Below are 26420 nucleotides of genomic sequence, written 5' to 3'. Positions count from 1 at the left end.
GCTTTCCAACAAAACAAACATTAAGGCTAAGCTTTACACGGCAAACAGCCTTAATTATCCCCCAGACCCGGCCTTACATAATATAGCGCCTATATAGGGGTGGCATTTACTCTGGCAAAAAAACAGGTAAATCTCACTTCCGGCATAGTGCACCTATTTTTAAGGCTTTTCATGGTGGATTACTATTATTTTACACGAAATTCACATAAAAAACAGTCCTATTTCACATTTTTCACGAAATAGGACTGACCAGACTGCATTTACTTTGATAAAGTTGCATTAACCCTGAAACTCAACCTTTTTGTTTATAACTACAGAATATTCAGTTTATATTTTGTACACCTTTCACAATTTGACGAATCATAAAGTTGTCTTTCCTTTTTTAAGCTCCACATCTAACAAAACCTGTTTATTCTTATAAGTCTTCCCATTCACTAATCTGTCCATCAGGCGCACGGATTCCCTTGCCAGCGCTTCCACCGGCTGTGCAACAGCTGTCACCCGCGGTTCTACGATTCCTGTCAGATATGTACCGTCATAGGCCACTATTTTTACATCCTCAGGAACTCTCTTATGTCTTCTGATCGCTTCATTCATATAGCCTATTGCAAGCTGGTCTACACCAAATACGCCATCAAATTCCAGGCCCAGTTCAAACACTGTATCGATTGCTTTTTTATAATATGCAGCATCAAAACGGTTCCATTCCAGTTCATATGAATATGTATCCACGTGATTTTTTTTCATAATCCGCTCAAATTCATAGTGCCTGTCATGATATGGCGACTCCACTTCCAATGCACCACGGAAATGCAGTACAGACTTACATCCGCTGCTGATCAGCTCTTCTGCCGCCAGCCTGCCGCCTCTTTTATGGTTCACGGCCACAACCGGAATATCTTCCCCCAGATAACGGTCAAATGACACGATGGGTTTGTGGATCTTCAGATATTCTTCCACATCCAGAGAATGTACACCTGTGATCACACCGTCTACGATATGCCTGTTCAGCATATCCAGATATTCCAGTTCTGCGTTCTCTTCCTTCACCGTATTACAGAGCATCGTCTTGTATCCACAGTTATACAGCTCTGCTTCCACATATTCTACGAATTCGGCAAAAAACGGGTGGGCGACCGTAGGTACCAATACGGCGATAATCCCTGTTTTTCTATGGAACAGATTGCGCGCCAGTTCATTGGGCGTATAGTCCAGCTCGCGCATGGCTTCTTCAATCTTCTGGCGGGTTTCATCGGATACATATCCGCTGTTGTTCAGAACCCTTGATACCGTTGTGGGACCTACATTTGCTTTTTTTGCCACATCTCTTATACTCGCCATAGCTCCCCCTCCTTTCTTCCGTATTTATTAAGCTTTGCTTATCTCTAGTTGTAATATATTTCCGGGTAAAAGTCAAATATTTTTCCGCTTAATACGAAGGAGGGAAGGGAATATCGGACAAAAACTGTAATACTTCTATCTAACCATTGTCGTTGACAAACTGACTGTTATATAATTTTGCATAAAGCCCATCTCTGGCCATTAGCTCATTATGCGTTCCGGTTTCTTTGATATCTCCGTTTTCCATATAAATAATCACATCTGCGTCTTTGATTGTGCTGAGCCGGTGTGCAATTACAAAGCTCGTCCTGCCTTTCATCAGAGCTGCCATTGCCTCCTGTATCAATACCTCTGTTCGTGTGTCAACAGAACTGGTGGCCTCATCCAGAATCATAATCGGACTGTCAGATAAAATTGCTCTTGCTATCGTCAGTAACTGACGTTCCCCCTGCGCCAGATTAACAGCCCCTTCCTGCAGCATAAACCCATAACCGCCGGGCAGGCCATGGATAAATACATCCGCCCTGGCCGCCTTTGCCGCTGCTATTACTTCATCATCCGCTGCATCCAGCCTTCCATAACGAATATTCTCCATGATGCTTCCCGTAAACAGCCACGTATCCTGTAGCACCATTCCAAATGTTTTCCTCAGTTCCTTCCGGGTCATATCCCGGATATCAACACCACTGACAAGAATTTTTCCCCCATTAATATCATAAAATCTAAGCAGCAGATTGATGAGGGTGGTTTTCCCCGCTCCGGTCGGCCCTACAATGGCTGCTTTGCTCCCCGGTTCTATTTTGATACTAACGTTGTTCATGAGGATCTGATAAGGCACATACCCGAATTTCACGTTTATAAACTCAACTGTACCGTCAATTTTTTCCGGGATCTGTGGAACTGACGGATCCGGAATTTCTTCCTTCTCATCCAGAAATTCAAAGACTCTTGCCGCAGCAGCGGCTGTTGACTGCAGGATGTTTGCAATCTGTACCGTCTGGTTAATCGGCTGGGAAAACTGTCTCAGATACTGAATGAAAGACTGTATCATACCAACCGTCATTCTACCGTTTATCACAAGCGCCCCGCTCACCACAACTACGGCCACATAGCCAATATTCGTCATTCCCTGGGTGATTGGCATAAGGGTACTGGACATAAACTGTGAGATCCAGCCGCTCTGATAGAGCTCTTCATTTGTCTCCTCAAATTCTCCAACGGTCTCTTCCTCTGTTCCGTAGGCACTGATAATCACATGACCGGTATACATTTCTTCAACATATCCGTTCATTTCCCCCAGTGTCTCCTGCTGCGCTTTAAAATACTTCTGGGACGCCCCTGCAATCTTCATGGAAATAATCAGTGCTGCCGGGACTGTAACCACTCCGATCATGGTAAGAACCGGACTGATAAAAAGCATCATTGCCACGATAAAGATTACAGATGTGACTGCGGTAACGATCTGGTCCAGACTCTGCTGCAGGCTGTTTGATATTGTATCCACATCGTTTGTAATACGGCTCAGTACATCCCCGTAGGTATTCGTATCAAAATAATTCAGAGGAAGTTTCCTGAATTTTCCGTCCACCTGGCTCCTGAGGTCATAAATCGTTTTCTGGGAGACCTTTACAAGAATACATGTGCTCAGATACTTTAATACAGCATAGAGAATATAAACTACGGCAAGTACTGCAAGAATCGTAATAAACCTTCTGATCCCCTCAGGGATACGTACACCGTCTATAACAAGTCCGAGCAGGGAATCCGTAGCTTTTCCCAGAATAAACGGACCAAAACTATTGAACAGAGAAGAAAATATAATGAGAATGACTGACAGAATCAGGCCTTTCCGGTAAGGGGCCATGAAGCGGAAAAGCCTTTTAAATATTGCCTTAAAATTCACCGTGTTCTTCTGCGTCTGCTTCATACTATACTTCCTCCTTGCTCAGCTGAGAATACACAATTTCCTGATATACTTCACAGTTTTCCAGCAGTTCTTCGTGCCTTCCCTGGCCCACACACCGGCCGTCTTCAAGAACAAGAATTCTGTCGGCATTTTTTATTGTACTGATTCTCTGGGCCACAAGTATTACAGTGGCCTGCTCTGCCTCTTTTAGAAGTGCTTTTCTAAGCGCCGCATCAGTCTTAAAATCCAGTGCGGAAAAACTGTCATCAAATATATATATTTCCGGTTTGCGGGCAATGGCTCTGGCAATTGCCAGCCTCTGCTTCTGCCCGCCCGATACATTGGTTCCTCCCTGAGAAATTGATGCTTCAAATCCGCCTTCCTTCGCCATAACAAAATCATATGACTGGGCAATGCGGATCGCGTACTCTATATCTGTCTCTGTCGGATTCACTCTTCCATACCCTACATTTTCTGCAATCGTCCCCTTGAAAAGAAATGCTTTTTGCGGCACCAGTCCAATTTTGCTCCTAAGAGCCTCTATACTCATGTCCTTTACATTGACCCCGTCCACAAGGACTTCCCCCTGCTGGACATCATAGAATCTGGGAATCAGATTAATCAGAGTAGACTTCCCGCATCCGGTGGAACCGATGATTGCGGTCACTTCTCCGGGGGCCGAATCAAACGAAATGTCTTCAATAGCCGGCGTCTCCGCATCTGGAAATGTAAAGGTAACATTCCGAAACGATACATATCCTTTTTTCTCAGTCGCTGTGACTGCTTCCTTTTTAGTCGATATGACAGGTTCCGTCTCCAGCACTTCATTGATTCTTTCGGAGGAAACTGCCGCTCTCGGATACATGACGAAAATCATAGAAAGCATCATAACCGACATCATAATCTGCATAACATACTGGATAACCGCAATCACGTCTCCAATCGGAACAGAAACAGACATGCTGATAATCTGATAGCCGCCAAATGCAATCAGTGCCACCATTGTTGCATAAAGAATCAGACTGAGTCCCGGCATCATGATTCCCATTGCAAGATTCATCTTTACGGCATTATTCATAAACTCCTGATTGACCCGGTCAAATCTTTCCTCTTCAAAAATTTCCGTGCCAAAGGCTCTGGCAACCCGGATCCCTGTCAGCTTTTCCCGGGTCACCAGATTGATTTCATCCAGCTTGGCCTGCATTTTTGTGGATAATGGTGTAGCCACTCTGGCAATGAGCAGCACAAATACAATCATGACCGGCATGGAAATTAGCAGAATCATTGACATCGTCCTGCTTTTTGCAAGCGCCAGGATGATCCCGCCAATACACATGATTGGTGCCATAAGGCACACTCTAAGAAACATATTGATAAATGTCTGCACCTGAACCACATCATTATTTGTACGTGTTATCAGTGAAGATGTTGAAAAACGGTCAAATTCTGTCTGTGAGAAATACTGTATTTTGGAAAACACCTTGCTTCTGACGTTTTTTCCGAGCCGCACCGATGCCACGGATGCAATGAGTCCGGTTGCCACACCGCTTGCAATTCCCAGCAGCACAAAAAGAAGCATCCGGCCGCTGATGGCTACAATCTCTCCCATATCACTATTTGGTATTGCTGTATTAATCACATCTGAAAGATACATAGGCAGTGCCAGATTTGCTGCCACCGAACCTGTAACCGTCAGCAGCAGAAGCAGAATCGCCCGCTTAAACCTGAACAGTTCCCGAAACATTGTTTTCATTTGATTTCCTCCAAGCTAAATATACATCCAGTTATTTTAGTATTGACTTTCAAGATTTCTCACCCCGAGAAGACATGAGTAAGCTTCAGAATTATGAATCTGTCAGCTGATATAAAGTATCTGCACGTCTCCCAGAATTCTATTCACCTCTGCCCGCAGAAATACTTCCGCCTCTGCCCTCGCCTCGGGCCGGTAACAGTATCTTCCCCTGCCCCGCCCCGTCATAAGTTCCTGATTATATAAGTCTGCCGTTCCCGGAAAAGCATCCTGATTGATAGCACGGTGGACATAGGAGTATGTCATCAGGATGATTTCCAGGAACATTTCTTTCTTCATCCTGGCCGACAGTCCGCTCTCAAGCTCCTCCAGGAGTTCTGTATACAGTTTCTTCCAGTCATCAGTCAGAATCACCGGTGCAATCAAAAGACCGCAGGGGTATCCGGCTTCACACATCTCATTCACTGCCCGGATCCGCTGCCTGAGACTGGAGGTTCCCAGCTCAATCCGGCTGATTATGGACTGTGGATTCACACTCATGCGAAAGATCATCTTTCCTTCATGTTTCAGGTCTAAAAGCGGCTCCACCATATGGAATTTCGTCGGAAATGTAAGTTTCCCCCGCCCTTCTTCCACAAAACGGGGAATGGTATAGAGCAGGTTTTGGGTAATCGTATTTTCCAGCACAAGATCACTGTTGCTGCCTATCTCAAATGTGAGGGGCTGTATACTTTTTAAGCTCTTTTTAATCAGACGGTCCAACATCTGTTCCCGGTTCACAAATAATCTAAGATAAGCACATTTATTGTAATTGCACACCAGATAACAATACAGGCACATGGCCGTACAGCCTGAGGAGGTATAGGGTACAAGGTAATCGGAAACCTTGTGGTTTTCCACATATTTGTGTGTCTTACGGATTCCGATAATCAGGTTTCTCTTCATTCGTCCAAAATCGGAATTGGGCTTTTCCTGCATCTCTTTTATGGAGTTGTGGCTCTCGATCGGTATCCACGTAAGACCGCAGAATTGCTCTTTAAGCCGTGCCCCTAAAGTATAAGACAGACAGTCCGGTTCATAATAAACAGCATCAAATTTCATGATTTTCTCATTTCTTTTCTTATTTTTTTAATATCCTGCCTTCACCGCCTTGAGGGCATGGGTTACGGGATGCCTTTTGTTATATTTTTGAATTAGTATGCGCGGTAAAAAGAATTTTATGAATCCACTTCTTTCATTCCTCTTAGATATGATATAATTAGGTATACCATGTGAAATACCTGAAAGGAGCTTATAAACTATGAAACAAATACGTTGGGGTGTTCTCGGAACTGCCCAAATTGCAGAGGGGCAGACGATCCCCGGAATGCAGAAGGCAAAAAACTGTGAACTGTATGCAATCGCAGGGCGTTCCATGGAAAAAGCGGAACGGTTCCGTGACCGTTTCCATTTTCAAAAAGCATACGGAAACTATGACGACCTCCTGAATGACCCGGAAGTAGAAGCGGTTTACATACCACTTCCAAATAATCTGCATAAAGAATGGGTTCTGAAAGCGGCGGCCTGTAAAAAACATGTTTTGTGTGAAAAACCGGCAAGCGGAAGCGCCGCGGATACAAAAGAAATGATACAGGCATGTGAAGATGCCAGGGTCATTTTTATGGAAGCATTCGCCTATCTGCATTCTCCGGTAATGAAAGAACTCAAAAGGCAGATTGAAGATGGTCTGATTGGCGATGTGAATATGATTGAGTCTGTATTCTATACTTCAGGCTACGAGGATGATATCCGTATCCGCAGAGATACTCTGGGCGGATCTGTTTATGATCTTGGATGCTATACGATTAGTTTTGCATCCTACCTGTTTGGCACAGTCCCGCTCTGCGGGCAGGCAGTTTCTCATTTTACCGGGGAAAAGATTGATGACCTGACGACCGGGTATCTGATGTTTTCCGGCGGCAGGCGTGCAGTATTCTCCTGTGGTATGTTCCCCTATAAGCGCGGGGACCGTTCCTTCATCTATGGTGATAAGGGTATTTTAGAGGTTCCGGTCAGTTTTAATGCAGAGGGCAGACAAACATGGTATCTGGACCAGGACGGAATGCGGACGGAATTCTGTATCGATGTTCCCAATAATTATATGTTAGAAGTAGAACAGCTTGGCGACTGTATCCTGAATGGGGAAGACCCTCATGTCAGTCATGAATTTTCAGTTGGAACGGCTGAGGCTATCGATATGGTGCTGACATCGTGCGGATATTAAGTTTTTTTACAAAATTACAGGAGCAGTACAACTCATACGAGTTATACTGCTCCTGCTCTTAAATTATCCTATTCTCTGTCCACTCAGCATCTAACTAAAACTTTATAGAGAATTTTCTTCTAAAAACAGTACTTCGAAAAATTTTTATAAGCCAGATTCCATTCTACCTCATCCCCAGGTACATATTCCTGCACCTGGAAAGAATCCCTGACTATTTTGCGTATTTCGGTGAGTGACGCCGCATGCCCGCATCCATAAGCCTGCATCAGCAGGTTTCCGGTTGCCGTGCATTCTTCCGGGCCTGCTGTCACCTTTTTGTGCAGTGCATTTGCGATAAACTGATTCAACAGCGTATTTTTTCCGCCGCCTCCGGTAACATGCACCACATCGATCTTTTTCTCTGCCGCATCTTCTATTTTTTCCAGCACATATCTGTATTTTAATGCAAGTCCCTCATATACCAGTCTGCTGATTATTCCAATATCGTCTTCTTTAAGATGTATCTGATTTGTCCTTTTCAGATACTCAACGATTGCCTTCGGCATATTATCCGGTGCAAAAAAGCTATTATCATCTACATCTATAAATGCAGCAAATTTAGGAGCCTTAACTGCCTCTTCCACAATCCTGGAATAGTCAAGCTCCGGATCTTTTCTATTCCACTGCTTTTTGCACTGCTGGATAATCCAGAGCCCCATAATATTTTTCAGAAACAGGGACTTACCCAGTACCCCGCCGGAATTGGAAATATTCAGAGCAAAACTCTTTTCATTATTTACAGGCTGTTTCAATTCCATTCCTGCCAGTGACCATGTCCCGGAACTGATGAAGGCAAAGTTTTCGCCCTGGGCAGGAGTCGCTACCACTGCGCTTGCCGTATCATGTACCGCGGGCGTAATAATTGGAATCCCGCGTTTCAGGCCGACCTGGTCTGCAATATCGTCCCGCAGCATCCCCACTGTATCACCCGCAAAAGAAATCTGGGACTGCAGCTCTACCGGGATATCATAGGCCTCAAAAATGTCGTCATCCCATTTCCGGTTGACCGTATCTACAAGCATGGATATCGAAGCTGCCGTGTATTCACAGACCGGTTTTGCCCCGAGCAGATAATGCAGGATATCCCCCACAAACAGCAATTCTCTGGCGTGTTCAAGCTGCGTATCTTTCTGCGCCCTGGCTGCAATGAGCTGGTTCAATGTATTAAACTCCAGAAATTGAATCCCTGTCCTTTTGTAAAGCATTTTCTTCCTTGGCTCCAGCAGTGCATCCGTGCCTTCCGTCCGTTTGTCCCTGTATGTATACGGAATTCCCATAAGTGTCCCATTTTTATCCAGCAGGCCAAAGTCTACGCCCCAGGTGTCTACGCCGATCGAGTCGAGTTCTGGTCCGTATTTATCTGCATAAATTCGAAGTCCTTTTAGAATTTCTTCAAAAAAGCGGTAAACGTTCCATTTCCATTCGCCTCTGATTTTAAGTCCCTGCGTGGGAAAACGCCACAGTTCGTCTAATTCAATTATACCATTGTCCAGGGTTCCCGCTATGCAGCGTCCGCTTTCGGCCCCCAGATCAACTGCAAAATATCTGCCCATGCCCACACCCCTATTCTGCAATCTGCGTTAATTTTTCAATGTCTAAAGGATAGGTCCCTAATTCCTTAACTGCATCCAGAAAGACCCTGTAACTCTTCGGATTTACTCCGCTGTGGATCGAATTGGAGGAGGAGATAATGTGCCCGCCTCCCACGCTTCCCTGCAACAGACAGCGCGCCACTTCCCTGCGCACCTGGTCTTCCGGTTTATTTACAAGTGTATCCACACAGTCCACATTTCCTTTAAATGCAATCCTGCTTCCATACTTTTCCTTTAACGCCGCAAGATCCATATTTCCTCTTGCGTCAATTGGATCCAGACAGTCGATTCCCGTGTTTACCAGATCCTCCATTACACTGTTCAAGTCACCGTCACTATGCTTAATCACCTTCAGCCCCAGGCTTTTGGCCTTTTTCACCAGTCTTTCAAAATGAGGCAGTACCTGTTCCCTGTACATATCGGGATTCATTAGAAGCGCCTGGTTATTGGCAATGTCATCGCCCACAACGATCACTTCAATTCCAAGCTCCACAAGATTCTCGCAGATCCTGCTGGAATATTCCACACTCATTTCCATCAGCCGCTGCACCAGCTCCGGTTCTTCGTAAAAGCCCGCCAGGAAATCCTCGAATCCCATCAGGTCCCTGGGCTGTGAAAATACGTCCCGCACCCTGGCAATCACACATTTTTCCTGACCAAACAGTTCCATTGCCTTTTTAATCTTATTAAAACGGTAAGGCGCATCGGGATCCGGCATTACATATGTATCCAGATCAGATAATTCATGGATCGGAAATCCTACCGGGTTCGGATATTCATCATAGGATACCCGGGTGATCCCCCATTCATCTATAAAATGCCGGTCATCTATCACCGTGTTTTTAGAATCCAGCCCTACGGCGATGCCGTCCAGATCCATTTTCTGCACAAATTCCAGATCACTTGCCGTATTGCAGATCTGCTCCATTACTTTCGGATTGAGCACCCACTCACAAGTGGGGACTCTATCCGGCTCCTGTCTGTTTAAAGCTGCCAGAATTCTCTCTCTTCCATTCATCAGCATCCTCCTCCAAGTGTTAGTATTCCTTCTTCTCTGGTTTCAGCCACCTTCTTATGATAACCGCTCTCCCGGTGATTCCTCAGTGGATCGGTATCTGTAAGGCCCAGCTCCATACGTACAACGGATAACAGCGGCTCCACATCTGTCTCAAACGCCTCCATGATGATCTGGTTGCACCTTACAATATCATTGTCCGCCTGTGCTTCTTTCAGGGTCTTCCTGTCAATCAGCAACGCCTTCGCATAAGCGGTCTGAATATTCATGACAGAGTAAATAATGCCTTCCAGACTGTTTTCGATATTATGGGACTGATCCAGCATATAAGCAATCTGATTATCAACGCCCTCCGTACCTGCATCGATGATTTCTTTGAAAATCAGGAAGATCTCCAGTGGGTTCACCGTCCCCAGAATGAGATCGTCATCCGCGTACCGATGGTTGTTAAAGTGGAATCCCCCCAGCTTGCCTTCGTCCAGCAGTGTCGATATAATATGTTCAATATTGGTTCCCGGAAGGTGGTGCCCCAGATCCACCAGCGTCTTCGCCTGCGGCCCTAATTTGCTGCACATTAGATAGGAGGTGCCCCAATCCTGTACATCGGTGGTGTAATAGAAAGGTTCAAAGGGTTTATATTCCAGCAGCAGTGTCATATCCGGGTCCATCGCATCGTACAGAACCTTCAGCCCCTCATACAGACGGTGCTTCCGCTCTCTCAGATTATCCTGCCCGGGGTAGTTCGTTCCGTCAGCCACCCACATGCCGATTGACCGGGACCCCATTTCCCGCGCCATCCTGACGCATTCTTTAAAATGTTCCTTGGTCTGCTCACGCACTTCTGCCACAGGAGAGCACATGGAGCCAAACCTGAACTCCTGTCCCGAAAAAGTATTCGGATGCACTGTCCCGATTTTCATACCTTTTTCTTCTGCATATTCCCTGACTGGCCCGAATCTTCCGTCCTCGGTTCTGTCCCAGCACACATGGCTCGCCATAACCGGTGTGATTCCCAGACATCTCTGAATTTCTGCACAGTCATCAATCTTATCCCAGATTGTAACCGCTGCCCCTTTATCCTTAAATGTTCCATAGCGGGTTCCTGAATTTCCCACGGCCCAGGACGGCAGTTCAATGACCTGTGCTTTCAGTAAATTTTTAATTTCTTCCAGGTCAAATCCCTTTTCCCCTAATTCTTCTTTTAAAATCTCATATCTCTTCTCATATCGTTTCATAGCCTTCTCCTTTATTCGTAATAGGAATGCTTCGCAGCGTCCACAAATGCCAGTACATTTTCCCAAGGCACTTCCGGCTCCAGTATGTGCGTAGGTGCCACCACAAGTGCGCCTCTTTTTCCTAAAATTTTCTGAACTTCCTTTACTTTTTCTCTTACCTCTTCCGGTGTTCCAAAAGGCATCGTGCTCTGCGTCCCGATTCCGCCCCAGAATGCCAGTCTGTCCCCAAATCTATCATATATAAGCGTCAGGTCATTGCACTCCGGCTGTACGGGATTCAGGATGTCGATGCCTTCCTCAACAAAGTCATCCACTATATCTTCAACCTTCCCGTCACAATGCCGGAAATAAAGTACTTCCGGATTCACAGCCTTTCCTGCCTGAACGATTCTTTTCATACGTTCTTTTATCAAAGCGCCATACATTTCACGGCTCATTAGCGGCCCCTTCTGTGTCGCCACGTCATCTCCCAGGCGGATAATATCAACGCCCAGCTCTGCATATTTTTTTGCCTGCCTGATCCTCAGTTCTTCCAGTTTATCGCAGATGGCCAAAGCCACCTCTTCGTTTTCATAATAATCCATTAAAAATGTTTCCATCCCGCGCAGCATCCACGCCGTTTCAAAGATCGTCTGGTACAGTTCCCCCATAACTACATAACCCCGGGACTTATATTCTTCAATTTTTTCCTTCATTCCCTCGAACCGGTAATCCGCATCCACATCCGGCCACTCATATCCATATACGTCCTCCGCGGTCTCACACCAGGCAAGAGGATGGTATTTAAACTCCAGAAAATGTTCCTGAGAGCCGGGCACAGCACCAATTCCCCACTCATCAAAAATTATGTTGTCTGGAAGTTCCTCTTTGAAATATTTTGTGAAATCTGTTTTTTTCCTGGTTGGTCCAATATTCACTGACCTCATATCAAAGTCAAAATATTCTTCCGGTGTCTCTTCTGTTTTTTCCTGCTCATGAAAGCATTGCATTAGTCTTGGGGTAAACGCGCCCCAACTTATCTCAAACGGCATCCGGTCGGGTTTCCCCTCCCCTTTCAAAGCCGCCAGTACTCTTTCCCTTGCATTCATACACGCATACCTCCTACTGCTGACTGTACCGTTTTTCAGCCCGCACGGCATGCATCGCGCTTCCAGGGTTTACAGACCCCCTTCAATGCATACCATGCAAGCCATTCACCAGTCTCCTTTAAAATAAAGCAGACTCTCATACACGGCACAGTTCGCTTTCTATTCTTTGTCAGTGCCTTCCTACCCTCATTTTTATTGCTCTTGAGGAATTAAAAATCATATTCTCCCGCATTGTCCTTCGTAAATTCCAGCGGATCACCGGCCGGTACCAGGCAGACATCGTTGGCCTTAACCGTTCCATATTCACCCAGATCAATTTCCGCACCTGCTTCCAGAGTTACTTCCCCTGTTGCAAGCTTCACAGAAAGGCTTCCTGCTACATTACCGCAAAGTCCGGTATCCCAGAGAAATGCATTCGGCATTGTGCCGTTTTCCAGATATGTCTTGCACTGGGAAGGAGTACCAGTTCCACTTACCATGATTTTGCCAGTCAATCCTGCATTCTCCACTGCCTGTGCTGCGGCTACAATTCCTACAGTTGTCGGAGAAATGATACCCTTCAGATCCGGATATTTCTGGATAGCAGCCTCTGCCTCGGTAAGGCTCTTCGTAGCTTCATCGTCTCCATAAAGAACATCTATGAATTCCATTTTTGCATATTTCTCGTCCTCCGCCATCATATCCCGGTAAATCTGCATCTGATTTTCCTGGAACGGAGTTCCCGTCTTAGAACTTAAAGCAACAAACTTGCCCTCATAATTCATGCTCTCCGCAAATGCTTCAAAGTTTTCTTTTCCAAGTACGTCATAATCCGTTGACATCACCGCGCCGTCTCTTCTGTCTTCGTTTCCGGTGACATCATCATTCACACAGAGCACGATAATTCCCGCATCCCGTGCTTTATCAAAGGTTGCACATAAAGCATCCGGATCACTTGGTGATATGCAGATCACATCGACCTTATCCTGGATCGCAGCCTCGATCAGCGGGATCTGTGCCGTTGCGTCGCTTGTATCCGGTGCCGTATCCTGGAATGTTGCCCCTGCCTTCTCCACACTTTCCTTCATACCGTCAATGATCGGGTCAAAATAAGGAATTCCCTTCGTCAGGCAGATATAACGGACTGTAACATCAGATGCGCTTTTTGCACTGCCCTTTGTTTTGTCGTCTGTACTTCCCTGCTCCTCTTCCTGCTTGCCGCTGTCACTTTTCGGGCTCTGCTCCACACCCTTTTTCTCACATCCGCTTACGATTGTTGCCGCCAGTAAACAGATTCCCAATACTAATGATAATGCCTTTCTTTTCATATCGCTCCTCCTAAGTTTTCTTATATTTTTATTGTTTCTCATGGCTATCTTTTTTAGATACGCTGCACCTCCTACTCATATTTTTTAGCCATTTTTTCGAGTCCGTTTGAAATAATAATTACGACAATCAGCAGCAGCCCAAGTATCGCCATCTGTGCATAGTTGCTCAGAAGCGCCAGCCGCATACCTGTCCGTATGAATACAATGATAAAAAACGCTGCCAGTGTCCCCAGGACGCTCCCTCTGCCGCCGGCAAACGCGGTTCCGCCAAGCAGTACCATTGTGATCACATCCATTTGTCCATCTCCGGCTATTGTGTACTTTGCCATCTGCAGCCTGGACATCGTCATGATACCTGCAATTGCACAGAATGTACCCTGAATCGTAAACAGCAGGACTTTTGTTTTTTCAACAGCAACGCCGGAATACAATGCTGTACCTCGGTTCAGCCCTATCGCGGTAATCTTTCTGCCCCATACCGTCTTTTTCAGCAGAAATGAGAAAACAAGGGCTACTACAATCAGGATGATTAAATTAAGTGGTATCAATCCCAAAATTGTGTATTGATCAAGACCGATAAACCATTCAGGAAATCCCGATATCGCGGCGTCTCCTACCAGAACCTGTGAAAATCCCTGATAGACCGACATGATTCCTATTGTTATCACAAGGGACGGCAGCTTCGTTACCGTCACAAGAAGGCCGTTAAAAAATCCAAGCAGAGTCCCTGCTGCAATCCCGATCACAATCAGCACCGGCATACTCATGCCTGCCTGGTACAGAACCGCCACCAGACATGCCACCAGACTCATGTTTGCCGCGATGGAGAGGTCGATCTCCCCCGATGTCAGAAGCAGGGTAAAAGGAATAGCCATCAGTCCAAGCTCACAGTAGAAGATCGTGGACCCCAGCAGAAATCTGATATCCAGAAAATTCGGCGACAGCAGGATTCCGACCACAAGACTCAAAATCATAAACACAAATACCGTCAGTTCCGGCCGGATCATCCGGTTTATTTTTAATTTACGCTTCATCTTTGTCCCCCCTTATCTCGCTTCGCTGACTGCCAGCCTGTTTTTAATTAAGTTATCTATAATGACAGAAACTACGATGATAATTCCATAAATGGCTTCCTGCCAGTACCCGGAGATACCTGTAATTGAAATCGCATTCTGTATGACCCCCAGCAGCAGACATCCCAGCACGGTTCCCGTCACTTTTCCGACCCCGCCGTTCATACTGGTCCCGCCGATTACAACTGCCGCGATTGCTGTGAATTCCAGCCCCCGCCCGGCAGCTCCCGGATCCATATAGCCGATTCTGGATATAAAGACCATACCCGCCAGACCGCTTAACCCGCCCGCCAGTGTAAAGACAAACAGCTGTACCCGGTTGTTCGAGATTCCCCGCAGACTCGCTGCCGCCGGATTACAGCCGATTTCATATATTTCTCTGCCTGCGCGGAAATATTTTAAAAACACTGCCAGCAGTACGGCCGCTAAAAGTGCAATCAGTACGGAATATGGAATCCCAATGATGGACTGTTTTGGCTGTGAAAGTGCCATTAATGATTGCGGTATCACAGAATTATCGATCTGCTTTCCGCCCAGGATAAAAATCACGCCCCGGTAAACATTCATGGTTCCCAATGTAACTATGACAGATGGTATCTGAAATCGTGTAACTATAAAACCATTGATCAGTCCCAGCACACATCCCAGCGCAATCGCCACTATAAAAGCTGCTGCAATGGGCAGGCCGCTGTATGTCTTAAAAAGCAGCCCCGCCGCATATCCGGAGCATGCCAGGATCGCGCCCAATGACATATCCACATTTCTGCTCACAATCTCAATCATTTCCCCCAGGGATACAATCAGCAGAAACGGGAAAAACAGCAGAATATTGACCAGCGAAGTGGTCGAAAAAAATCTGGGTTCGATGATACACACAACCACATAAATAACAACGATCATGGCAATTACGCCTAATTCACGGAATGAACTTAAATTCAGCTTTCTGTTCTTCATTGCGCCTCCTCCAGACAATCGTGTGCCGCGGATAAAATCTTTACATCAGTGATCTCATCTTTTCCCAGCATTCCCGTCTGTTTTCCTTCATACATAACCATGACTTTATCGCTCAATGATACAACTTCGTTTAATTCCGAGGAGATCATCATAATGCATTTTCCCTCTTCCGCCAGCTGTCTGATCAGCCTGTAAACCTCTTCCTTTGCCCCCACGTCTATTCCCCTGGTAGGCTCATCCAGAATCAGGATGTCCGGATTCGTACTGATCCACTTTGCCAGGCTGACCTTCTGCTGATTCCCGCCGGACAGGTCCCCTACCTTCTGAGTGACGGATCTGCATTTTGTTTTCAGACCTTCCACGTATTGCTCCGAGATCTTTTTCTCTTTCTTTGTATCGATGTATCCCAATTCTTTTTTTTATGCTGTCGATAATAGCGAATGTGGTATTAAAGGCAATTGCTTCTGAAACAAACAATCCCAGTCCCTGGCGGTCCTCCGGTACCAGCGCAATCTTATTTTTGATTGCAGCCTCCGGTGACTCGATCCTTACTTCTTTTCCTCCGATTCTGATCTGTCCCGACTTTACAGGCGTAATCCCAAATATACCCCTTGCTACTTCCGTACGGCCCGCACCCATCAGGCCTGCAACACCCATAATCTCCCCTTTTGCGATTTGGAAACTTACATGTTCAAAAATTCCGGGAATACTGATATCTTCAACCTCCAAAAATGGCTGTTCAAAAGTCTTTCTCTCATTTTTCCTGCTGCCGGCCGTAAATTCCTTGCCAATCATCTTCTGTATAATCTGTTCTTTGGTGATTTCTGAATTCTGATATGTACCTACAATCTCGCCATCCCTCAGAACCGTAATCCTGTCTGAGATTGTCTTGATCTCTTCCAGCCTGTGGCTGATATAGACAATTGTTTTTCCCTTTTTCCTCAGCGTGTCAATGAGTGCCAGTAGATTATCCACTTCGCCGGGGGTGAGTGATGCAGTAGGTTCATCCATAAAAATGATCTTCGCATCCGAAGACAGCGCCGAAGCAATCTCTATCAGCTGCTGCTCTGCCACGGAAAGCCCCTTCATCATCCTGCCGGGAGAAAACGAAAGCCCGACCTCCTGCATTGCCTCTGAAGCGCTCCTGTTCAGATCCTCCCATTTAATCTTCCGGTTTTCAAAATGCCCTGTGAAAATATTCTCCGCAATGCTCAGGTCTTCAAACACAGAAGGCTCCTGATGGATCATGGCAATGCCATGCCCGATGGCATCTACCGGATGTTTCATCCTTACTGCCTGTCCATTCAGGTAAATGTCACCTGAGGTTGGCTGATAGATTCCGAATAATATTTTCAGAAGCGTCGACTTTCCTGCTCCGTTTTCGCCGATCAGTGCATGTACCTCTCCGGCCTCCAGATCAAAGTCCACAGACTTAAGAACATTATTTTTACCAAAGGATTTACATATCTTCTGAGCACTTAATAAACTGACTTTTTTCTCCAATATTTCTCTCCTTTCTCCCATATTGGGATTGGTCCCAATTTCATCTTTAAAAAATAGCCATTTAGCCAGGCTTTTATTGGGATTGATCCCATTTCTTATTTTCGTTATAACATATAAGAAAATTATTGTCAATAAACTTGTGATTTTTTGAGTTTTTGTATGTCATTTTCGTTACTTTTACTATATTTTCATTTTACATTTTATTTAATTTTACCATAATGATTTGGGCAGATAATGCAGAAAAGAAAACAAGCTTCAGATCTTCGTCCAAAGCTTGCCCTTAAATCCTGTTTAGGTACTTTCTCTCCCAATAAAGGTGGTTCTCATCTCTATTGTCTCATTAATCCCGTTGTTCTCCTCGATTTTGCGGAACAGCAGCTCTGCGGCTTCATTTCCCATCATCCGTATAGGCTGGGAGATGGTTGATAATTTGGGACGGATGATTGAACTGATTTCAATATTATCGTATCCGATCACCCTGATATCCCCAGGCACACTATAGCCGTTCTCCTGTATCCAGGATATGGCACCGATAGCCAGCATATCTGTTGCGGCTATCACTGCATCCACCTTTTTTCCCGACTGCATAATCTGAGAGATTCCTTCCGCCCCCAGCATAAAATGTGACATCCTGCACCAGTTATATGGCGCCTGATATACCAGATCCCGGGAATACCGGATTTCATGATCTTTTAGTCCCTGCTTATACCCCTCAAAACGGTACATTACCGCGCAGATCTCTTCCAGGCCAATAAAGGCAATATTCCGACAGCCCTTTTTATATAAATAGTCAACGTTCTCCCGCACCGCCTTTTTACCGTCTGTATAAACCACAGACACAGACGGATCTTTCAGATACGGATCGTCTGTAAATACCACAGGAACCGTTTCCGACAGCTGGAATACATCTTTGAATACCTCATCTTTGCGGTATACACAGTAAATGATACCGTCAATGTTACGCTCCTGAAGCTGTTCCAGATATTCTTTGCCTTTTTGGGAATCGTATTCTCCATTGCACAGCATAACAAAATAGCCATATTTTCTGGCAATATCTTCAATTCCCGACAGCAGCATACTATAGAATAGATTCGTGGAATCCGGAACTACTAAAGCGATTGTTTTCGATCTTCCTGTCTTAATCCCCTGTGCGAAAAGGCTCGGACGGTAATTCAGTTCCCTCATGGCGGCTTCCACTTTCAGTCTTGTGGATTCCTTTATTGCCCCGTTTTTATTAATCACACGGGAAACCGTGGATTTCCCAACCCCGGCCAATTTTGCGACATCATAAATTGTACTCATCTGAACTCCTATTTTTACTCAGATTGCTTCGATACACTGCTATTTATCTCATAGATTTGACAATCTGTTCTCATATTGGTTATTTACAAGCGCCTTTAATTGGCATGATGTGTGTATCATTATAAAAGCACCTCCAAATATTGACGAACAATTTTCTCCACAGAAAAAGCCTTGGCATATCGCATAAGCAATGGGATATTTTTCTCCCTTAGGCGGATATATGTTTTTACCGCATCCTGCAGATCCTGAATCTCGATGTTCTGGCGACTGCGAAACAAATCGCAGATTGTGCGTTCGGCATTATAAGCCCTTATCGTATGGCCTGACGGTGAACGTACTTCCAGAATTCCTTCGCCAAAAAGTTCCTTTTTTACTTTATAGACTTTAATATCTTGCTTTGATAATCTTGCCGAATTCGTACCTGTCTTTAATGTAACGGAAAAGGGCGAAGGTTCACGGTTGGCAAGGTTTAAAAGATAGAGAGCTGTTTCGTGAGAGAATATCGCCTCCGGATAGCGCACTTGTATAACAAACAATCCATCTTCCCAGGCATCTGGAGACATATATAATCCGTGAGCAACGCGCTCAAGCCCGTGTTTACACACGAAATTTCCGAGAACAGTTCTCGAAACACCTGCAGCTACCGCATCCGATGTTCTCAAAAAACCATTATTTTCTTGAAGCAAACTTTTTAATGTTTCTGCACTGGTCATGTCGTCACCTTACTTTCGTGCTCTTATTATAATTTATTTGGGCACGAAAGTAAAGTTCGTTAAAAAATTTTCATTTAATCAAATACTACAGTCAAATGACAGCGTCAAAAGCCGAATGTACGCCAACTGGTCTGAAACCTTATCCTGTGGATCTAACTGCCACGCCAAAATCCTCTATTCTGTTGTTCATCAGCCAAAGTACTCAACCACAAAATAAAAGGACGCCCAAACTACTTATCCAGTAATCTAAGCGTCCTACATACTCTTTTGGTTTTTGATTTTCGTTGTCTTCTCATGGTTATTCCCTTTAGCTAGAGTTTTAAATAGGGCCGGATTACCTATTTCTTCCATTTGAGAAAAGTGTATCATAACCATTTTTGATTCATTTCCAGTAAATTTGGGGTAGGAATATTATCTATCGCAAATTTCAACAAGATATCCTTTATGAAAAAACGCAGACTTGCTATTATTCGTTTCTCCGTATATACTTCACCTCAAGACGCAATACTGCTATTGGGAGGGATGATTATGTTTGCATATATAACCCCTAAGGCAGCAGCTGAAAACTGGAAAATCTCCGAACGCCGAGTACAGAATCTGTGCGAGGAAAAACAAATTGAGGGCGTCATTCGATTCGGCCACGCCTGGGCAATCCCGGTTTATGCCCAAAAACCAGTAGATAAAAGGAAAAAATCTGAACAAACAAAATCAAATCTAAATCATGGCATGTTATGATGAAGCAGGAGGTGTTGTCTTTGGACACAAACATTTTGATTATTGAAGATGAAATAGAGATACAAACCATTTTAAAAGAATTGCTGACTGACGCGGGATATGTAGCGCATGTGGCGGGAGACGGGCTGGAAGGAATTACAGCTTTCAGGCAAAAGCAATACGACCTTGTCCTGCTTGACCTGATGCTTCCGAAAATTGACGGGTATGCCGTCTGTGAGATGATTCGGAAAGAATCGAACGTCCCCGTGCTTATGCTCACCGCCTTGGACGAGGAGGACGATCAACTCAAAGGGTTCGACGTATTAGCGGACGATTATATTACAAAGCCCTTTTCAGTCAAGCTGGTACTCAAACGGGTGGAAGCGCTCCTTCGCCGTACCAGAGAAGATCACTGCGAAGATGAGAACGCGCTTCTCTGTCATGGCAGCATTCAGCTTGATCCGGTGTCGCTGCGCGTCTATGTATCCGGTGAGGATGTCCCTTTGACAAAGCTGGAATTTGACCTGCTCCATCTGCTGATGAAAAACAAAGGACGCGTGTTTACGAGAGATGAGCTGCTCGATTTGGTGTGGGGCTACGATTTTGCAGGCTACGACAAAGCGGTCAATATCCATATCATGAATCTTCGCCGAAAGCTGGGTGCAGACTGCATTGAAACTATCAGAGGGGTGGGATATCGCTTTGCTAAAATGGATTAAGCGCAGTATTTTTGTCAAAACATTTCTGAGTATCGCCGCCATTCTGATGCTAACGAGCCTTTTGATTTATGGGATCGCTATGGTTGCGACACCGCAGAGCTATAAGGCTCAAATCAACGAGCGCTTTTCAGAGCGTGTCGATCAGCTTATGGAGCAGCTTCAAACCGTATCCCGAAAGGACGCGGAGGAGATCATTGTGGATTTCTGCATTGAGAACCAAGCCACGGTATCCTTAAAGGGCGGTGAGGATACCCTTATGTTCGGAAATTCCGAGGTGTTGCAGCAAGGCAGTGCGGGCGGGGTCGGTGCAACGCAGGTTATGGCATCCATTATCCGGTTTACGGATTCTGATGTCTCCTACACTGTCATGACAGCGCAAGAGCTCAAAGCAGTCAATGAAATGTCGAATGCTTTCTTAAAATTGTTCCCGTGGGTTCTCCTCACTATTTTTATCATTTCTGTGCTTGGCTCCTTTCTATCCAGCAGGATACTGGCGAAACCAGTGCAGGAAATCAGCCGGATTTCCAAACGAATGTCGGAGCTGGATATGACCTGGCATTGTGACATCAACCGAACGGACGAGCTGGGCGTGCTGGCGAACAGTCTGAATACCATGGCAAAGAAACTAAACGCCGCAATGACCGAGCTTGAAAACGCAAACTATCAGTTGCAGGCGGATATTGAGAAAGAGAAGGCACAGGAAAAACAGCGCTGGGCCTTTTTCGCCGCCGTGTCCCACGAATTGAAAACTCCGATTACCATCTTAAAGGGACAGGTCGAAAGTATGATCTACGGGATCGGAGATTATAAAAACAAGGAGAAACACCTGCCATTGGCCCTTGAAACGGTTGAACGCATGGAAAATCTGGTGAAAGAAATTCTAACGGTTTCCAGACTGACAGCTGATGGATTCCAGATCTCAAAGCGTCCAATCGATTTGAGTCTGCTGGTACGGGAATGCCTGGATACTTACGAACCGCTGGCCTCGAAGAAAAAAATTACGCTTCATAGCGCTTCTTTGGAAAATGTGACCCTTTCGGCGGATCGCAAACTGTTTGAAAAAGTGATCTCCAATGTTCTAAGCAATGCCATACTATACTCTCCCGAGGGTGAAACAGTGACGGTTACGTTGACTGAGAGAATCCTGACGGTTGAAAACACCGGCGCTCAAGTCCCGGAGGAGAAAATGCCTGATTTGTTCGCACCGCTTACCCGTGTGGAAGAATCCCGTAACAAGCAGTCGGGAGGTTCCGGCCTGGGGCTGTATATTGTAAAAACCATACTTGATTTGCATGGCCTGCCTTGTAAGATACAAAACACAGATCGTGGCGTTCTCTTTATGATTCTGCTCCATCGAAACCAAAACTAAATCAAACCGAAACCAAAGGTAAACCATCCTTTTGTATACTGAGTTCATCAGATACGAAAGGATGGTTTTTTTATGAATGTATTCAGACGGTCACTTTTTTACATCAGCCGTAAAAAGGGGCAGACTGTCGTCCTGTTTCTGCTGTTTAATATTGTGTCCGTATTTTTGATCTCCAGCTTTTCCGTATTGGACGCGACAGGCGCTGTCGCCAAAGATCTGCGCACATCCGTTGGCGGCGCGTTCTATCTGCGTCCGTCGCCCAAGCTGGATTTCAAGGATGGGCAAATCGCCGGGGCCGAAGGGCCGCCCCCCGCTATATCAGAGGATGTCATCGAGGAGATCATGAGCGGCGGCAATATTAAGTACTGCAACGCCCTAAACTACGGTTACGCCAGAAGCGACGCGGTCAATTTCATTCCCGGCTCCGGGCACAACGACGAAAGTAATATGGGCAAAGTCGCGGCGATGCACTATACTTCCTTTGCCGATCAGTTCATGGAAGGCAAGCTGGAGCTGACAGAAGGACGGCATCTAACCCAAGAAGATCAGAATAAAGTGCTCATCAGCGAGCAACTTGCCACCGCCAATAAATTGAAGGTCGGCGATAGCATTCGATTTACTCATGCGGGCCTTGAACGGGAGGATGGCGAATATAAGGATTCCATCCCTGAAAAAAGCGCCTTTAGTCAAGCCGAGATCGCCGGGATATACAAGGAAGTCGTACCGCAGGCAGGTGACGCGGATTCTCCAACGCCAGGACGCGGTGAAAACCTGATCTTTTCAGATCATTCTCTTTTATTAGAGCTTGAGGAAGCCAATGACAGGCAATACACCGGGGAAGTAAATTTCTATGTTGCCGACCCGCTGCTGCTGCGCGATATTACCGGCAAGGTAGAGAAGATGGACGCGATAGACTGGGGGCAGTATTCCCTGCGGGAGAATGACTTCCAGTATGCGAAGATTGCGGACAGCCTCAGCTCAATACAGAACCTGACACGGATATTGATTACCTGCATATCCATTGTCAGCATTGTCGTTTTGATACTCATTCTCACCATGCGCATTCGGGGAAGGGTCCATGAGGCGGGCATTCTACTTGCGATTGGTAAAACCAAACGGGAAATTGTATGTCAATTCGTGTTAGAAGTATTCGCGGTGTTTCTACTTGCTTTCTTGTGCGCGACTTTGGTCGCATACGCCACATCCGGAGGTTTGGAACATCTGCTACTGGGCGGGTTGCCTCAAACAAACATTGATTTGGGCGCGATTGAAACCGGCCTCGCCTCGAATATGGGCACGAAAGCCTATCTTCAAATTGGTGGAGTTACCACCTTGCTGCTTTTCCTTTGCCAGGCAGCGGCTATGGGCATTGCGGTAGTGGTCTCCTGCGGCGTTATCTTTTCCCTGAACCCGAAAGAAATTCTTACTAAAATGAGCTAGGAGGAAATAAGCTATGAATTTTGTAAAACGAGCACTGCTGTATTGCTGGCGGCAACGGGTACGAACCCTGATTCTTTTCCTGATCCTGACCTGCCTGTCCGCTTTCGCCCTAACTGGCATGGCCATTCAGGACGCCGCCAAAAACAGCGCGGCGAACATGCGCCAGGAGGTGGGCGGCATTGTCCGGCTGGAGGCAGACGATGAAAATGGCCCCAGAGACAGTACGCAAGGACAATTCGGCGAAATACAATCCTATGTGGGTGATTTCGTAACCGAGGAAATTGTGAAAGCGGTCAAAAAGCTAGACGGCGTGGCTGGCATCAACGCTCAGGCGGAACAAGGCTTTTGGGGCGACGGCGTCAACTTTGATTATATCCCCGGCAGCTTTAACGTATCGGGAAGCGGTGTTCCCAATACCGCCGTACTAAATTCAGAACAATGCAAGCAATTCCAAAGTGGTAAGTTTACATTGGAAGCGGGACGCCATATCCGGGAAGACGATAAGCACGTCATCATCCTTTCTAAAGAAGTGGCGGAGCGCAATAACCTGAAACCAGGCGATAAAATCACGCTGGACGTATTCGAGACGAACTCCAAGGTGGAACTGGAGGTTGTGGGTATCTATTCCGGCGCAGGGGGGACTGGCGGCGACGCTATGATGTCGTCGCAGGTACCAGAAAACGCGGGGTTTGTGGATTTTAAAACGATGTGGGAACACTTCGGTAGAAAAATCGACGGATATCCTTCGATCGACATCCTTGTAAACGACCCAGCCAAGATCAATGATGTTTATGAGAAAGTCAAAAATCTTCCTGAAGTTAAGGGCAAAACCTTAAAAGCAGAGATCACAAACGAGGAGTACGAGTCTATTTCCAATCCGCTGGAATCCATGCAGAAAATGGTAAGCGGCGTTGTGACGGCTATTACGGTTGTCAGTATCGCCATCCTCGCACTCCTTCTGTTCCTCTGGACGAGAGGGCGCAAACGGGAAGTCGGTGTTCTTCTGGCAATCGGGAAAAGCAAGACCGGTATCATTGGGCAAATCTTAACAGAAAACATACTGGTGGCGGCTATCGCTTTTATAGCTTCTTATTTTATCACGCAGCTGGTTGCCGGACAGGTTTATGCCTTTCTCGTCCGTCAGACAACGGCGGAAGTTTCCGAACTGGCGGTGGGAGTGACCGTTAATCAGATGATGGGCGTTTATGGCATCGGATTACTAGCGATCAGCCTGTGTGCAGCTATCGCGTCATACACCATTATCCGGCTCAAACCAAAAGACATCTTGACTAAAATGAATTAGGAGGAACTAAAACCATGAGTATTATAAGAATCGAAAAGCTACAGTACGCCTATCAGACCGGCAAACCGGTGCTCAAAGGTATCACTACCGAACTGGACGCGGGAAAAATGTACGCGATACTCGGGCCGTCAGGCTGTGGGAAAACAACGTTGCTTTCCTTGCTGGGGGGACTTGATAGCCCAACGGACGGCAAGATATTTTTCATGGAACAGGATATTGAGCAAAGCGGCCTGCTGAATCACCGAAAAGAGAATGTATCATTTATCTTTCAAAGCTACAACCTGATCGATTATCTGACCCCGGCGGAAAATGTTGCACTAACCTCCTCTCTGCCCGCGCTGCCTGTTCTCGAAAAGCTCGGTTTGACGAAAGAAGAATCTAAGCGAAACGTATTAAAGCTCTCCGGCGGCCAGCAGCAGCGTGTGGCCATTGCCCGTGCGCTGGCCAGCGAGGCACCCGTCATTCTTGCGGACGAGCCCACCGGAAATCTGGATGAGGACACAGCGGCGGAGATCGTGGAAATCCTCAAACAAAGCGCTCACCAGATGAATAAATGCGTGGTGGTCGTGACGCACTCAAACGAGCTGGCCAAACAGGCCGATGTCGTTTTAAAGCTGCGCAAAGGCAGCATCCAGAGGTTTGAACGACCGCAGGGAAGTGCTCCTGTACCATCAGATTCATGAAAGGAGGAAGCGATATGAAACGAAAAATCATGCCTTTGAGCTGGTGCTTCTATCTTCTGTCGGTCGTTTTTATGGTTTGCGGTATTCTCTCCATTTTCGCTTGCCATCAGAACGTCTCCGCCCAGCTTTCACAGGGCATCCCAGTCAAAGGAAATGAGCTGGCCATTTTGAATTTATATATACAAAGCGTCGCACAGTATCTGGCGTATTCTGCTCTGCTATACTCGGCAGGGCGGCTCTATCAGCTTTTTGCCCCACCAAAATTCGTGGAAGCTGCGCCGCCACAACCTGATGAGGTTCCCGAATCCATGAACGATGAACAGTATTATCAGGTTTATGGAGAGCGGGCAGATGAAGAGGAGGACGACTTTCAGAATTGGGACTCAGATTTAAATCATTGACTTTGAATACGCTGTTGAAATGAAGAAGGCGACATTCAAATCAGATGTTGATGTTAAGGACGATGACTTTTGAAAACTGTTCTTAAGAAAGCAGAGGATTCATAAGAGACTTTAAGTGAAAAAGCCGCTTGCATTTTCAGCAAACGGCTCTAAGTAGTGGAATACATTATGTGAAATATATTTGTTTGCTGCTGAAAAACCCTGATTTCATGCGGGTTTTTGAAACTGTCGTTATGAACATTCAGACTACTGCGGATAACAGGACTTGAACCTGCACGGGGTACCCCACTAGATCCTAAGTCTAGCGCGTCTGCCAATTCCGCCATATCCGCATACCAGCAAATGTATTTTAATACATCTGCCGGTTTTTGTCAAACAATATATGAATTTTTAAATAATCGGTGAAGTGAAAAGTTTATTTCCACTTTGAAGGGGGCAAAGTGGATTTTAGTCTTTCTCCTACTTCCATCTCCACAAATGTTGCATTTAGTCTTACACTTATCATATGAGACGGCCGCCGGAAAGGCTGGTATACATATGAATCCTAAAAATGCTTTTTCCCATTTGACGCTGCAGGAACGACGTATCATTCTTACCGGTATTACCAACGGTTCTACAAAGACCGCTATCGCACAGACTCTTGGTAAGGATAAATCTACGATCGGAAAGGAGATCAAACTCCATAGGAAACTTACACACAAATGTAAAAT

General features: G+C 45.9%; 24 protein-coding genes and 1 tRNA gene. 9 read left to right on the top strand and 16 right to left on the bottom strand.

Annotated elements, in window-relative coordinates; all coding sequences use genetic code 11:
- Nucleotides 1–360 precede the first annotated feature (360 nt).
- The 4 genes from HMPREF0240_RS02895 to HMPREF0240_RS02880 form a co-directional block, all read right to left on the bottom strand.
- Complete coding sequence (locus HMPREF0240_RS02895; RefSeq protein ID WP_009001950.1) at nucleotides 361–1341, bottom strand: LacI family DNA-binding transcriptional regulator; 981 nt, start codon at nucleotides 1339–1341, stop codon at nucleotides 361–363.
- A 139-nt stretch (nucleotides 1342–1480) separates the two neighbouring features.
- On the bottom strand, nucleotides 1481–3268 hold the full coding sequence (locus tag HMPREF0240_RS02890) for an ABC transporter ATP-binding protein (protein WP_009001949.1): 1788 nt from the start codon (nucleotides 3266–3268) through the stop codon (nucleotides 1481–1483).
- Nucleotide 3269: 1 nt separating this feature from the next.
- Complete coding sequence (locus tag HMPREF0240_RS02885) at nucleotides 3270–5000, bottom strand: ABC transporter ATP-binding protein (RefSeq protein WP_009001948.1); 1731 nt, start codon at nucleotides 4998–5000, stop codon at nucleotides 3270–3272.
- Between the two features lie 102 nt (nucleotides 5001–5102).
- Entirely contained in the window at nucleotides 5103–6098 is a 996-nt protein-coding gene (locus tag HMPREF0240_RS02880; protein ID WP_009001947.1) for a spore photoproduct lyase family protein, read from the bottom strand.
- Between the two features lie 199 nt (nucleotides 6099–6297).
- Between HMPREF0240_RS02880 and HMPREF0240_RS02875 the strand changes: the two genes are divergently transcribed.
- A complete protein-coding gene (locus HMPREF0240_RS02875) occupies nucleotides 6298–7260 on the top strand; it encodes a Gfo/Idh/MocA family oxidoreductase (protein ID WP_009001946.1) in 963 nt (320 codons plus the stop codon).
- A gap of 119 nt (nucleotides 7261–7379) precedes the next feature.
- On the opposite strand, the gene HMPREF0240_RS02870 is transcribed toward HMPREF0240_RS02875, so the two are convergent.
- From HMPREF0240_RS02870 to HMPREF0240_RS02825, 11 genes are all read right to left on the bottom strand, one after another.
- Nucleotides 7380–8852, bottom strand: a complete 1473-nt coding sequence (locus HMPREF0240_RS02870) for a rhamnulokinase family protein (RefSeq protein ID WP_035312303.1) — start codon at nucleotides 8850–8852, stop codon at nucleotides 7380–7382.
- A 10-nt stretch (nucleotides 8853–8862) separates the two neighbouring features.
- On the bottom strand, nucleotides 8863–9909 hold the full coding sequence (locus HMPREF0240_RS02865; protein ID WP_035312302.1) for a uroporphyrinogen decarboxylase family protein: 1047 nt from the start codon (nucleotides 9907–9909) through the stop codon (nucleotides 8863–8865).
- Nucleotides 9909–11141 (bottom strand): TIM barrel protein, encoded by a 1233-nt coding sequence (locus HMPREF0240_RS02860; protein WP_009001943.1) that lies wholly within the window; start codon nucleotides 11139–11141, stop codon nucleotides 9909–9911. Before HMPREF0240_RS02860 ends, HMPREF0240_RS02865 begins: the two co-directional genes overlap by 1 nt.
- Nucleotides 11142–11152: 11 nt before the next feature.
- Nucleotides 11153–12229 (bottom strand): uroporphyrinogen decarboxylase family protein, encoded by a 1077-nt coding sequence (locus HMPREF0240_RS02855; RefSeq protein ID WP_148486273.1) that lies wholly within the window; start codon nucleotides 12227–12229, stop codon nucleotides 11153–11155.
- Nucleotides 12230–12438: 209 nt separating this feature from the next.
- Nucleotides 12439–13536, bottom strand: coding sequence for a rhamnose ABC transporter substrate-binding protein (locus HMPREF0240_RS02850; protein WP_009001941.1), 1098 nt, complete (start codon nucleotides 13534–13536; stop codon nucleotides 12439–12441).
- A 71-nt stretch (nucleotides 13537–13607) separates the two neighbouring features.
- Entirely contained in the window at nucleotides 13608–14570 is a 963-nt protein-coding gene (locus tag HMPREF0240_RS02845; RefSeq protein WP_009001940.1) for an ABC transporter permease, read from the bottom strand.
- A gap of 12 nt (nucleotides 14571–14582) precedes the next feature.
- Complete coding sequence (locus HMPREF0240_RS02840; RefSeq protein WP_009001939.1) at nucleotides 14583–15563, bottom strand: ABC transporter permease; 981 nt, start codon at nucleotides 15561–15563, stop codon at nucleotides 14583–14585.
- Nucleotides 15560–15778 (bottom strand): hypothetical protein, encoded by a 219-nt coding sequence (locus HMPREF0240_RS24575; RefSeq protein ID WP_198137773.1) that lies wholly within the window; start codon nucleotides 15776–15778, stop codon nucleotides 15560–15562. The genes HMPREF0240_RS02840 and HMPREF0240_RS24575 overlap by 4 nt, the downstream gene beginning before the upstream one ends.
- A 19-nt stretch (nucleotides 15779–15797) precedes the next feature.
- The gene (locus HMPREF0240_RS02835; RefSeq protein ID WP_198137761.1) at nucleotides 15798–17066 is read right to left on the bottom strand and encodes a sugar ABC transporter ATP-binding protein; all 1269 of its coding nucleotides are present in this window, start codon (nucleotides 17064–17066) and stop codon (nucleotides 15798–15800) included.
- 291 nt (nucleotides 17067–17357) lie between these two features.
- A complete protein-coding gene (locus HMPREF0240_RS02830; protein ID WP_009001938.1) occupies nucleotides 17358–18368 on the bottom strand; it encodes a LacI family DNA-binding transcriptional regulator in 1011 nt (336 codons plus the stop codon).
- A gap of 119 nt (nucleotides 18369–18487) precedes the next feature.
- A complete protein-coding gene (locus tag HMPREF0240_RS02825; protein ID WP_009001937.1) occupies nucleotides 18488–19081 on the bottom strand; it encodes a type IV toxin-antitoxin system AbiEi family antitoxin domain-containing protein in 594 nt (197 codons plus the stop codon).
- Nucleotides 19082–19609: 528 nt separating this feature from the next.
- Between HMPREF0240_RS02825 and HMPREF0240_RS02820 the strand changes: the two genes are divergently transcribed.
- The 7 genes from HMPREF0240_RS02820 (at nucleotide 19610) to HMPREF0240_RS02790 (ending at nucleotide 25710) form a co-directional block, all read left to right on the top strand.
- Nucleotides 19610–19816, top strand: coding sequence for a hypothetical protein (locus HMPREF0240_RS02820; RefSeq protein WP_035312301.1), 207 nt, complete (start codon nucleotides 19610–19612; stop codon nucleotides 19814–19816).
- A gap of 20 nt (nucleotides 19817–19836) precedes the next feature.
- Nucleotides 19837–20514 (top strand): response regulator transcription factor, encoded by a 678-nt coding sequence (locus HMPREF0240_RS02815; protein WP_148486272.1) that lies wholly within the window; start codon nucleotides 19837–19839, stop codon nucleotides 20512–20514.
- Nucleotides 20498–21883 carry a HAMP domain-containing sensor histidine kinase gene (locus tag HMPREF0240_RS02810; RefSeq protein ID WP_035312299.1) on the top strand — a complete coding sequence of 462 codons (1386 nt, stop codon included), beginning with the start codon at nucleotides 20498–20500 and terminating at the stop codon, nucleotides 21881–21883. Before HMPREF0240_RS02815 ends, HMPREF0240_RS02810 begins: the two co-directional genes overlap by 17 nt.
- A gap of 72 nt (nucleotides 21884–21955) precedes the next feature.
- Nucleotides 21956–23323, top strand: a complete 1368-nt coding sequence (locus tag HMPREF0240_RS02805) for an ABC transporter permease (RefSeq protein WP_009001933.1) — start codon at nucleotides 21956–21958, stop codon at nucleotides 23321–23323.
- A gap of 13 nt (nucleotides 23324–23336) precedes the next feature.
- The gene (locus HMPREF0240_RS02800) at nucleotides 23337–24626 is read left to right on the top strand and encodes an ABC transporter permease (RefSeq protein ID WP_009001932.1); all 1290 of its coding nucleotides are present in this window, start codon (nucleotides 23337–23339) and stop codon (nucleotides 24624–24626) included.
- 14 nt (nucleotides 24627–24640) lie between these two features.
- Nucleotides 24641–25309 carry an ATP-binding cassette domain-containing protein gene (locus HMPREF0240_RS02795; protein WP_009001931.1) on the top strand — a complete coding sequence of 223 codons (669 nt, stop codon included), beginning with the start codon at nucleotides 24641–24643 and terminating at the stop codon, nucleotides 25307–25309.
- Nucleotides 25310–25323: 14 nt separating this feature from the next.
- The gene (locus tag HMPREF0240_RS02790; RefSeq protein ID WP_050794471.1) at nucleotides 25324–25710 is read left to right on the top strand and encodes a hypothetical protein; all 387 of its coding nucleotides are present in this window, start codon (nucleotides 25324–25326) and stop codon (nucleotides 25708–25710) included.
- A gap of 250 nt (nucleotides 25711–25960) precedes the next feature.
- Here the strand turns inward: HMPREF0240_RS02790 and HMPREF0240_RS02785 are convergent.
- Nucleotides 25961–26042, bottom strand: a tRNA-Leu gene (locus tag HMPREF0240_RS02785).
- 145 nt (nucleotides 26043–26187) lie between these two features.
- Between HMPREF0240_RS02785 and HMPREF0240_RS23725 the strand changes: the two genes are divergently transcribed.
- Nucleotides 26188–26420, top strand: a 233-nt coding sequence (locus HMPREF0240_RS23725; RefSeq protein WP_083806103.1) for a helix-turn-helix domain-containing protein, incomplete at its 3' end; no start/stop codon positions are given.

Origin of the sequence: Clostridium sp. D5, assembly GCF_000190355.1 — a bacterium.
GTDB classification, from domain to species: Bacteria; Bacillota; Clostridia; order Lachnospirales; family Lachnospiraceae; genus Faecalicatena; species Faecalicatena fissicatena_A.
This window is presented reverse-complemented; position numbering and strand designations above follow the sequence as displayed.

Excerpts from the sequence above, each read along its gene's own strand:
- HMPREF0240_RS02895 (WP_009001950.1), bottom strand. The coding sequence starts at position 1,341 with ATGGCGAGTATAAGAGATGTGGCAAAAAAAGCAAATGTAGGTCCCACA.
- HMPREF0240_RS02890 (WP_009001949.1), bottom strand. The coding sequence starts at position 3,268 with ATGAAGCAGACGCAGAAGAACACGGTGAATTTTAAGGCAATATTTAAA.
- HMPREF0240_RS02885 (WP_009001948.1), bottom strand. The coding sequence starts at position 5,000 with ATGAAAACAATGTTTCGGGAACTGTTCAGGTTTAAGCGGGCGATTCTG.
- HMPREF0240_RS02880 (WP_009001947.1), bottom strand. The coding sequence starts at position 6,098 with ATGAAATTTGATGCTGTTTATTATGAACCGGACTGTCTGTCTTATACT.
- HMPREF0240_RS02875 (WP_009001946.1), top strand. The coding sequence starts at position 6,298 with ATGAAACAAATACGTTGGGGTGTTCTCGGAACTGCCCAAATTGCAGAG.
- HMPREF0240_RS02870 (WP_035312303.1), bottom strand. The coding sequence starts at position 8,852 with ATGGGCAGATATTTTGCAGTTGATCTGGGGGCCGAAAGCGGACGCTGC.
- HMPREF0240_RS02865 (WP_035312302.1), bottom strand. The coding sequence starts at position 9,909 with ATGAATGGAAGAGAGAGAATTCTGGCAGCTTTAAACAGACAGGAGCCG.
- HMPREF0240_RS02860 (WP_009001943.1), bottom strand. The coding sequence starts at position 11,141 with ATGAAACGATATGAGAAGAGATATGAGATTTTAAAAGAAGAATTAGGG.
- HMPREF0240_RS02855 (WP_148486273.1), bottom strand. The coding sequence starts at position 12,229 with ATGAATGCAAGGGAAAGAGTACTGGCGGCTTTGAAAGGGGAGGGGAAA.
- HMPREF0240_RS02850 (WP_009001941.1), bottom strand. The coding sequence starts at position 13,536 with ATGAAAAGAAAGGCATTATCATTAGTATTGGGAATCTGTTTACTGGCG.
- HMPREF0240_RS02845 (WP_009001940.1), bottom strand. The coding sequence starts at position 14,570 with ATGAAGCGTAAATTAAAAATAAACCGGATGATCCGGCCGGAACTGACG.
- HMPREF0240_RS02840 (WP_009001939.1), bottom strand. The coding sequence starts at position 15,563 with ATGAAGAACAGAAAGCTGAATTTAAGTTCATTCCGTGAATTAGGCGTA.
- HMPREF0240_RS02830 (WP_009001938.1), bottom strand. The coding sequence starts at position 18,368 with ATGAGTACAATTTATGATGTCGCAAAATTGGCCGGGGTTGGGAAATCC.
- HMPREF0240_RS02825 (WP_009001937.1), bottom strand. The coding sequence starts at position 19,081 with ATGACCAGTGCAGAAACATTAAAAAGTTTGCTTCAAGAAAATAATGGT.
- HMPREF0240_RS02820 (WP_035312301.1), top strand. The coding sequence starts at position 19,610 with ATGTTTGCATATATAACCCCTAAGGCAGCAGCTGAAAACTGGAAAATC.
- HMPREF0240_RS02805 (WP_009001933.1), top strand. The coding sequence starts at position 21,956 with ATGAATGTATTCAGACGGTCACTTTTTTACATCAGCCGTAAAAAGGGG.
- HMPREF0240_RS02800 (WP_009001932.1), top strand. The coding sequence starts at position 23,337 with ATGAATTTTGTAAAACGAGCACTGCTGTATTGCTGGCGGCAACGGGTA.
- HMPREF0240_RS02795 (WP_009001931.1), top strand. The coding sequence starts at position 24,641 with ATGAGTATTATAAGAATCGAAAAGCTACAGTACGCCTATCAGACCGGC.
- HMPREF0240_RS02790 (WP_050794471.1), top strand. The coding sequence starts at position 25,324 with ATGAAACGAAAAATCATGCCTTTGAGCTGGTGCTTCTATCTTCTGTCG.